Annotated in this window: 12 protein-coding genes; 2 read left to right on the top strand and 10 right to left on the bottom strand. The window is 54.7% G+C overall.

The genetic code is table 11. From position 1 onward, the window contains the following. Positions 1-385: 385 nt before the first annotated feature. The 4 genes from Q0778_RS16225 to Q0778_RS16210 form a co-directional block, all read right to left on the bottom strand. The gene (locus Q0778_RS16225) at positions 386-1,354 is read right to left on the bottom strand and encodes an aspartyl protease family protein (RefSeq protein WP_298337785.1); all 969 of its coding nucleotides are present in this window, start codon (positions 1,352-1,354) and stop codon (positions 386-388) included. 19 nt (positions 1,355-1,373) lie between these two features. Next, positions 1,374-1,907, bottom strand: a complete 534-nt coding sequence (locus tag Q0778_RS16220) for a hypothetical protein (RefSeq protein WP_298337783.1) — start codon at positions 1,905-1,907, stop codon at positions 1,374-1,376. Between the two features lie 103 nt (positions 1,908-2,010). Next, the gene (locus Q0778_RS16215) at positions 2,011-2,226 is read right to left on the bottom strand and encodes a hypothetical protein (RefSeq protein WP_298337780.1); all 216 of its coding nucleotides are present in this window, start codon (positions 2,224-2,226) and stop codon (positions 2,011-2,013) included. 14 nt (positions 2,227-2,240) lie between these two features. Beyond that, complete coding sequence (locus tag Q0778_RS16210) at positions 2,241-2,903, bottom strand: hypothetical protein (protein WP_298337777.1); 663 nt, start codon at positions 2,901-2,903, stop codon at positions 2,241-2,243. Between the two features lie 352 nt (positions 2,904-3,255). Here Q0778_RS16210 and Q0778_RS16205 point away from each other — a divergent pair, with 352 nt between their 5' ends. Together Q0778_RS16205 and Q0778_RS16200 are read left to right on the top strand one after the other, a co-directional pair. Beyond that, a complete protein-coding gene (locus Q0778_RS16205; RefSeq protein ID WP_298337776.1) occupies positions 3,256-3,417 on the top strand; it encodes a hypothetical protein in 162 nt (53 codons plus the stop codon). A 339-nt stretch (positions 3,418-3,756) separates the two neighbouring features. After that, complete coding sequence (locus tag Q0778_RS16200) at positions 3,757-4,092, top strand: hypothetical protein (RefSeq protein ID WP_298337774.1); 336 nt, start codon at positions 3,757-3,759, stop codon at positions 4,090-4,092. Between the two features lie 42 nt (positions 4,093-4,134). Here Q0778_RS16200 and Q0778_RS16195 read toward each other — a convergent pair whose 3' ends face one another. The 6 genes from Q0778_RS16195 to Q0778_RS16170 form a co-directional block, all read right to left on the bottom strand. Then, positions 4,135-4,365, bottom strand: a complete 231-nt coding sequence (locus tag Q0778_RS16195) for a hypothetical protein (protein WP_298337772.1) — start codon at positions 4,363-4,365, stop codon at positions 4,135-4,137. Positions 4,366-4,426: 61 nt separating this feature from the next. Then, entirely contained in the window at positions 4,427-4,657 is a 231-nt protein-coding gene (locus tag Q0778_RS16190) for a hypothetical protein (RefSeq protein WP_298337769.1), read from the bottom strand. Beyond that, on the bottom strand, positions 4,651-5,088 hold the full coding sequence (locus Q0778_RS16185) for a hypothetical protein (RefSeq protein ID WP_298337788.1): 438 nt from the start codon (positions 5,086-5,088) through the stop codon (positions 4,651-4,653). The genes Q0778_RS16190 and Q0778_RS16185 overlap by 7 nt, the downstream gene beginning before the upstream one ends. A 10-nt stretch (positions 5,089-5,098) precedes the next feature. Beyond that, entirely contained in the window at positions 5,099-5,974 is an 876-nt protein-coding gene (locus Q0778_RS16180) for a toprim domain-containing protein (protein ID WP_298337766.1), read from the bottom strand. A 149-nt stretch (positions 5,975-6,123) separates the two neighbouring features. Continuing rightward, a complete protein-coding gene (locus tag Q0778_RS16175) occupies positions 6,124-7,875 on the bottom strand; it encodes a ParB/RepB/Spo0J family partition protein (RefSeq protein WP_298337763.1) in 1,752 nt (583 codons plus the stop codon). Positions 7,876-8,331: 456 nt separating this feature from the next. Next, positions 8,332-8,766, bottom strand: a complete 435-nt coding sequence (locus Q0778_RS16170; RefSeq protein ID WP_298337761.1) for a MucR family transcriptional regulator — start codon at positions 8,764-8,766, stop codon at positions 8,332-8,334. Between the last annotated feature and the right edge of the window lie 154 nt (positions 8,767-8,920).

Genomic DNA, 8,920 nt, shown 5'->3' with positions numbered 1-8,920 from the left:
CACCAACTACCTGGACAAACGACGCGAGCTGATGCGCGAGTGGTCGGATTTCTGCGTTGGAAGGTAAAGAAGCACTCATTTGCGACCGGCTGCTTTGCGCCCCAGTCCAAGACATAGCGATCCGAGAGCTTAGTTCCCGAAAGCGGACACTCTCCAAGGCCATTCCGGCCCAGGAGAATGACAATGACTTACTCACACTTTGACCCCGCTACCCAAAATCGAGTGCCGTGGAACTTTGGAGCGAAATCACGCGCTGTTCGATCTCATGGGGGTGTTACCCTCCGTATCGTCTTCGTATCGTCTTCGTATCGTCTTCGTATCGGACGTGCTAAAAAGCGAGAGTTATAGCAATGACAAGCTTACGGTCAGCGATCAAACTGTGCGCCTATTGCTCTCTCGTATCCTTGAAAATCAAAACTTCTCCGGCTGGGTAATCGAATAAGACCCTTCGGCCCGAAAAGTATCGATACCCAATGTAACCCTCGAAATTGTCATGTAAGTCGCGAACTTGTTTGGCCGCGAACCGCGAACGGAGCGGGCCAATATCAATCGTCACACCTTGTGTGAAGATGGAGTCAAAGCTCTCTCCGGAAAGGTCGGTGCTTGGAACTACACCTAACAAGGCATCATTGCTGATGTAGCGGTCCCAGACACCACGCCGGATTTGTAAAGCGCCAGTAGCCCCAAGATCGACAGAGAAAAGGGCTGGAACTCCATTGATTGCCCCTTCTAAAAGCCCATCAGCCATCGGAAGACGCGTGACCTGCTCGTCTCTCAACTTCATCGCGCCCGATGGCAGAAAAACAATTCTCTTGGCTCTCGTGTCGAGATAAAAGGCAAATGCATTGATTAGCTCCCGCCCGAGGATAATCTTGATGTCTTTACCTAATGCTTGGGAGATCCCTGAAAGGTCGGTGCCGTTTAGTATCGCAGAAGGAACGACAAATTGACCTACAACTTCGAGCTCCACGCCTTCTATCTTGCTTCGGGGCAGTTCACGTTTTCTGGTTCGTATTTTACTGGACATTTCTTCGACGCGCAAATTCAGCTCTCTAGCGAACCCAACGTCAACGAAGGTCGCCTGCGACCCTGTGTCAAGCAAAGCCCACACTTCGCGACCATTGAGCAGCATTTGGAAGGTTATTACACCTTCGCTATCATCAAACACTGCTGATGAGATTTGTCCGCTCTTTTGTTTGAATTCGAGCTCGAAAGTTAGCCGCTCTCGCTCTTCAGCCTCAAAAACATGCTGCGCCGTCGCTCTCGCGTTTTGCAAAGGTAAAGTCGCCTGCGCAGTTAAGACTGCGCAGGCGATAAAAAAACGAACGAGAGATCGAAAATTAGATGTCATCATTGTCCTCGTTCTAGCTCAATCAAAACTGAACTGTGAATATGACCTTAGGATTGTCAAATGTTCCATCGTTATTGAGCAGTAGGGATGCGGACAGCATAATTCCACCACCCAAATCAAATTGGGTGTCGAAGCCAAAATTAAGGCTGCTGACATCCAAATTCACACTAAAGGTGTTACCGTCTTTGGCGAACGAAAGTTCCACATTTTCCAAGCTAAAGCCGTCAAGGTCGATTTCTCCAGATACACTGAGCCCATCATCCACTTCTGCGGAAACCTCAACGGTCCCTTCAGCCGGATTAGTCTCCAGATCAAAAGGCAGATTAAATCCACCAGCATTGCCACCGGGATCAAGAATAGGATGGTCAGAGAGCCCTGGTGCATCGCCAGGGCCGGACCAAACGTTGTCCGAGCGGTTTCCTACAACGACGATATAGCGAGGCGAGCTATAATAGGTGCGTCCGTCAAGGACGGCGTCAACGCCCAGCTCGTGGGCTGTGTTAATCGCTGATCGCTCTTCGTATTTCCAAGGCTCTTGGCCGCGCAGCGCCGCCAATGCGTTCACGATATCAACGAACTTTTCGAAGCCACACAGGCCACGTGGAAGTGAGGAATGAGTAGGTGGAGGGTTAGTGTATGCTCGATCAGGATTGGTTTCGCTATTCGTCGCTATCGTTGTCGGTTGAGGCCAGGAAAGTCCCCTTCCCTCCCCGAAACTGACCGACCACCGAACCATCATCCCAGTGACCGCTAAGGATACCGGTTCGATTTATGCCACCCACTGTTCGCCTTCTTGCTGCGAGAAGGCGAGCGCGCCTCGTGTCTCGGTCGACGGGTTTTCCGTAGATGTCGATAGCGTCGCGCAAAGGCTTCATAGTCAGCTCGATTCCTAACACACGCCAGCGAATACCAAAGCGGCGGTAATTAGACAGCCTACGATTATTCCGAGAGGCAGCACCACGTAGAGCTTAGTGCGTTCGGCTCGACGCGCTTGCGATAGGATGGTGTCCTTTAGCTCGGCGGTCATCGGCTGCGATTGCTCGAAGAGCGCGTCGATGCTTTGTGCTTTTACCTCAAAACGGGCGAGTAGAGCGTGGAGCACAGACAATTGGTGCTCGATCTTCTTCACATACACCTGCTGAACGTCGCTTAAGTGGCCCAACTGTTTAACAAGGCCCTGCTGGTAGTTGGTTTCTCGCTTGATCGCCGCTGTGAGAAGCTGCACGAGCTCGTTTTGTAATGCGCGTTGGGTAGACTTATCGTCGTTCGACGCAGCTTTTGGTGCCGGAGAGAGCGTCATATTTCCTGTGGCAAGATGTGTTTCAACTGCTCGCCGGATCTTCGCTACAGTTTTCTCTCCAGCGCGAGGGGTAATCCGTAATGCTGCATCACTCATTCGGTCGATGTCCTCCACCGTTAGGGCGCTGGCAAATCTTGTGTCACTCATCTTTTCAAGCACGCCCTTCGACCTAGTGTCCAGTTTGAGCACGCTCCAATGATCCGCGAGTAAGTCGTGGCGTTTGTCCGCGTATTGTTCGTCAACAGGCTCCATTCGCTCCCACCCTGCAGGAAAGGCGGCAAGCCTAAGATTGATGGTCTCGCGGTAACAAGGTATTTCGTCTGAAAAAGCGCTCTCGGTGAGGAATACATTCCAGCCTGAGTGATCGTGCCTCGGTTCGACCGAGTGAGGCGCAGGTGGACCCGTGGCATACTCACCTTAAGCTGAGCGAGGCACAGGCGGAACCGAGGCACACTCAGGCGAGGCGCTGCGAAACCGGTCCCATAGAGCTTCCTACCCTGAAAATCGCTAAAAATGGCGACGCGATATTGCGCGCTAGCGCGGCTCCGATGAGTAGTATCTTTGGAAGCTTCATATCTAGCTTGTCGGGCAAAGGAGAGTCGTGATGGCAGAGTTCGTTCTTGTGTCGATCAAATGGGCCAATTCCTTCGAGCATATTGCGTCTGAAGTAGTGACGGTGATGTTGATCGCGTCGGTCATTGTCATCGGGGTATTCTCATTCCGGGGCGGACCATTGAACGTGAACTCTAAGGGAGCGCAATTGTGACAGAGGCGGAAACCAAAACTGACGTTGGTCATGGATTCATCCTCATGATCGCCCCTGCTGTTGTATGCCTGGTAATGATCGGTCTGACCTATCGTTTCGCCGGTTCTGATCTGCTCTCTATAGGACATTTGGTGACAATCGGAGCTGTGCTCTGGAATCTATGGGAATCGTCGTCGATTGCATTCCGTTTGGCACGGACAAAGTCTGCTGAAGCCCGCCTTTGGGCTCTTGGTCTCGCGACCGTCGCCATACTCCCTGCATTGCTATGGTCGCTCGTCTTCGTCCCTCGATTCCTGCTCTGAGCTCGCTTATCGAGTAGCTTTACGCGTAGGAGAACCTATGAAATCGGTCGCAGTTGCTTTGCCTTTTGTCCTTCTTGCATCGCCAGTCGCTGCCAAGGAGACTTTCCTCCGTTGTCAGTTTAGCGAGCGCCCAGACCTTCCCGTTTCTGTCGTCATCGATGATGAGCGTATGATCGCTCACGTTAGATATGGTGGCTCACGCTTCGCGGCGCGCTTAAATCTGACGCCTGAGGAGGCTCAATTTACAATTGAGCAGCAGCGCATGGTATGGCGCATCAGCAGGCTTGATCTCGCTGTTTCGGTGACCATTAAGACATTTGAAGAGCTAATCGGGACGTGTCAGCTCGCAGACCCGCCCGCGCGGAAATTCTGAACATAGATTCCAGGCCGGTAGGCGCTAGCTTTGCAGCGTGTGTTATCGGCTCCACCCGGGCACTTTGATACCGAACATTGGTCGATCTTCATCAACCTCTAACTCGGCCTCAAGTGCGGCTTTGGATTCTGCGTCGGCTTCCGGAAATTCAAAGACGCTTATCCCGAGTCCGATTAGGAAGAATGCAAAATAAGCGCCATACAAGCGTTTGTGGTTTCCGTGCGCTTCCCTAACCCTCGCTCTCATGGTCATGATCCGGCCGGTCTTAGTCATTGGCCGTTTCTCCTGCTGTCCGCGTGTGTGAGAACGTAGCACACACGAAGCGCGCCACCAATCAGAACGCAGACCCGCCCGCACTGAAATTTTGACCGATCATTATTGGTAGGCGGGCGCGATGACGTGCATCAAAGCTCTCAAGTGCTCCGACGTTTGCGCCTGCCGCCAGTAGCGCGGCGCGAACGTCCTCTAAAGCACGCTTCATGCTCTGACGGTGAGGATGATGCGCCATTGCGCAGCGCTCGACCAATTCGTCCAGCTCGTCGGCGACAACAATGTTTTTCAGCATCGATGCGATCCCCAATAACGATCCCAGCGCGCGGCGTAGCCGCTCCGCACCATGGCGCAAGATAGGTCGCCAGCGATGGGCGAATAGCACCATGCGCCCGTGCGGCTTCCATCTGCGTTGCCCGTGGATGTGCAAGAGAGCGTGGCGGAAGCGGAAACGGTGATATGACCATGAGGGGTCGCCCTCCCCCGCGTTCCCAAAAGACTGATGAGATAGTCTCGCGCCTCGATCCCGCTTGCCTCTGGGCAAGGGTGGCCGCGCCTGCACGTCTCGTCGATCTCTCTGGCGGCAATGCCTGCAAGGCGTATGCGAACGCCATTGCTGCACCAAATTGGCCCGTCTGCATCCCACACTTTGGTGGGGACACATTGGAACGATTCCCCGGCAGGGACAATGGTGGCTGTGGCGAGCAAGAAAGCGGCAAACATGATGGCGATGACCTTAAGCGAGTTCGGCCATCAAAGCATCGTTCCAGTCGCCTCCGGGTGGCGGCAACTCGATGTCGAGCGTGCGACCACCTTCGGTGAGATGCGGGTGAGCACGTTCAATAGCATCGCTGGCGTCTTCACCATGCTGGGAATAAATCACGACGTGCTTAACGCTCGCGGGAATATCGACCCGGCCATACCTTTCTTTGCCAGCAACCGACCAACAATGGGGCAATCCGAATTTCTGGATGACGCTTTGCGCATCCTCAAATCCCTCGGCGAGGTTGAGCCTATCTTTGGGTTTTAGGCCGAGCCGCGTCGCCCCTCCCCCAAGGTCGCCAAGCCCTTTTTTCGGGTTGGGTAAGTCAGCTTTCTCGCCATCGGGCGTTAGGAAGACGCGTTGAATGCCGACAAATCCTTTGTCGGAGTGAAGCGGGATTACGAGCGCCGGGAAAGTGAGCATCTTCAGCTCGCCGTCGATCTCTTCCTTGGTCTTTGAGTTGGGGTGAAACCGAACATTGCCGTTGCCGAATATGCCGCGTCTATCGAGATAGGCGCCTGCGGGTGTCCCGTTGACGCTGTGACTTTGATCCCAGATGTTGAGAGCCAGTCTTAACCGGTTGGAAGGCGCTTTGAGATGCGCTGGCGGCGTATCGCTGCCGCCGTGGCGCTCCCGCTGGACCCCGTGGCCTCCGAGGGCGCTCAACACGGCTTCTTTCGAGCATCCTGCATGGCATTTGTAGAGAACAACCTTTTCACCTGGCTGAATCGAGAGAGAAGGTTTGCTGTCCTCATGCGCGGGGCATTTGGCCATCCCGTAAGAGCCATACCAGCGACCGCCAAGCTTTTCGGTTGCCCTTCTCGCGGCATCGGTTGTGTAGCTATTCATCGCACTCCCCTCCCCCGCTATTTGGGCTGACCAATGCAATGGCCAGCCTCGTAAAAACCCTTGCGAAATCATCGTATTCGATGGTCATTTCTTTACCCTAATCCGGTGGCGAATGCCAGCGGAACCGAGCGGTCCCGCTGGCACTTTGCTCATGCAGCTTGCGACGTTTCTTCGTCATCGGCTTGCGGGGAAGGAGTCACCCCGCGCATGGGCTTGGGAAGCCATCCTTGTGGGAGACGTTCGGCCAATTCGGTCGAAAGATCGCCCTTTTTGAGGTTCTTGCAGTTGGCGACCGCTTCGGCACCGCATTCCTCTTCCATGATGGTGAGCATCTGCTTTTTGGTCAGTCGATCACAGAATGGAACCGTCACACGCCAAACCTTTGACATATCGACATCGGCGCTCTGCATCGCGCTTTCAAACGCGCCGCGATAGCAGGCATCAAACGTGGCTGTGACCGCAACACATTTGGCCAAGAGAGCAAGCTTGTCTTCGCTGCTCATGGCCGCAATCGTCTCGAAGCGATCTTCCCGCTCAAGCTCGGCATATTGGTCGGCAATCGTTTCTGCTGTCGTGCCGATTGTCTCGTGGTGAAGATCATCGCTGATCGCAAAGCGCGCAATCCGCGCCTCCACCCCTACAGCGCTTGCTGTCGCAAACTCGCTGTGCAGCACCTTGCCCGCCAGAGTATCCAGTAGGAAGGTCAATGCGAGGTCAGGATTGGCCGCAAGAGCATCTTGAAGTGCAAGGCTACGAAGACTGTGCATCTCCTGCTCAAGCTTTGCCGCAAACTCCGGTGGTGTTTCCGGCTTCCCGCTTTTGTCGTTCACCTTTACGGCCTGATAATGCCGCAATTCAAGCTCGCCTTGGTAGGAAACCGTCACGATTACCCCGCCGATTTGGCGCTGGTCCTCGGTCCAGCTCTTTGCGCCATCAAGGATAGCTTTACGCTTGGCGTCCAGTTCGTCCCATTGGTCCTCGTTCTCTGATGCCTCGGCGGCTTCAAGCTGGTCTTCGAGCTTGGCCAACTCTTCGTCTTCTTCGGTGGTGAGGTCACGTTCTTCGGCATAGATGCTGCGCAGGTTGTAGTAATCGTCCGGCTGTTCCAGACAGGGGCGAACGGTGTGCCAACCCTGTTCTTTGAGCCCTTCTGCTACCTCATCGAGCTTTCGTGATGCGAGTGTTTCGACCAGTCCGCCATCGTCTGCAAAACCTTCATCGCCTTGGCTGAACAGGTCAATGGTGATCGTCCCACCTTCCGCTTCATAGGCTTCGCGCCCGACAAATACGAACAGTCGATCTGTGGTGGACACCTTCCCTTCCCCAATCATCCGACGAATTTGGTAAGGGCTGTTTCCGCATTGCGCGAACACTTCGCGCTGCGTCTTCTGGTTGCTTGCCAAGACAAGCTCTTTGGCTGATTCCAGCGATAGCTCGTCCTTCGCCATTGCCTGCAACAGCGATGGTGACAGACTGCTTAGCTTCAAAAGCCGTGCCACATGTCCTTCCGAGTAGCCGAACCGCGCGGCAATCTCGCTTTGTGTGTTTCCTTCCCCATGCAGTGCGCCAAACGCTTTGATCCGGTCAGCGGTGTGCATGTCTTCGCGTTGGAGGTTTTCGGCTGCTGATAGCTCGACCGCTTCGGCCTTGCTGCGAACGATGATCGGCACTTCGTAGTCGCCATCAATCGTCCCCTCTCTTTCGAGATGGGTCAGCGCGCTGAACCGTCGGCCCCCTGCAAAAACGAGGTAAATCCCGTCTTCTTCGTAGACCCCCAGCGACTGGATGATGCCGTGCGCGGCAATATCTTCCGCGAGCGTCTCGATCTGCGTTGGTTTTACATTGCGCACGTTCAACTTTGAGAGCGCAAGCTGTGAGAGTTTTACTGTATTGATAGTCATTTAGGGTCTCCTTTTTTCCCTGATGGAGCCGAAGGCGATGGCGTCCATCGACTTCTGCCCGCTGGCGAAGCCGGGGTTTGAGGAGGACAATCAGGGCTGATCGCGACGGTGGGGGATCACCCGGCAACGCAGCGCAGCCGCAAGGTTGTGACCGTTGTTGGGGATGCCGTCGCGTTCACCAAGCGAGGCGTAGCCGAGACGGCCTGGCCCTTGTCTGACGATGGGGCTGGCCCCAAACAACGAAAGCCGCCCTAAGGCGGTGCACAAGCATTGTGCGTGGCAACGCACCCTGCCCTTCAGAACAAAGAGATTACACAGGAGCCGGCTGCGACAAGCAGTCCAAGCCAAGATCCGAACACGAAGGTTCCGACGATCGCAGCTTCAATCCAGATTCCGATAGCTTCTCGCGGCGTTGCTTTGCGATCGATCCAGTGCATAGCGGCGAAGAGCGAGGCGCTATTTGCTTCTACGCCGCGCTCGCTCCTTGACGGGCTTGCGGCCGAGACCGATTTTCTTAGCCAGGTCCCGCCGTTTCTCAGCGTAATTTGGCGCCACCATGGGATAGTCAGCTGGCAGTTTCCACTTCGCGCGATATTCCTCGGGGGTCATGTTGAAGTTAGTGCGCAGATACCGTTTGAGCATCTTGAGCTTCTTCCCGTCCTCAAGACAAATTATGTAGTCGGGTTTGACAGATCGTTTGATCGGGACAGCCGGATCTTGCGGTTTGGGAGTTTGCTCTTCGGTGCCTGCGGAGCTCAAGGCATCGTAGACGGAACTGATGAGTTGGGGCATTCCGTCGAGAGGAACCGAGTTGTTCGAAACGTGAGCGGAGACAATATCGGCGGTCAATGCCACGAGCGTTTCGTGCGTTTCGGTTGCGTCATCGAGCATTTACTTATCCTAACCTTTTCGAGCATAGAACGCCGGGCTGAAAGTTGCATCGACGAACTTTGAACGGTGTCCATTACTAGCGGTGGCATCACGAATGACTCGGCATCGCAGGTTGAATCGACTCACGGCGGCCTTCCAGACTCCATGAAGAGGC

The sequence above is a fragment of the uncultured Erythrobacter sp. genome, assembly GCF_947502395.1.
Lineage (GTDB): Bacteria > Pseudomonadota > Alphaproteobacteria > Sphingomonadales > Sphingomonadaceae > Erythrobacter.
Note: the sequence above shows the minus strand (reverse complement) of the source record. Positions and strands in the feature narration are given on the sequence as shown.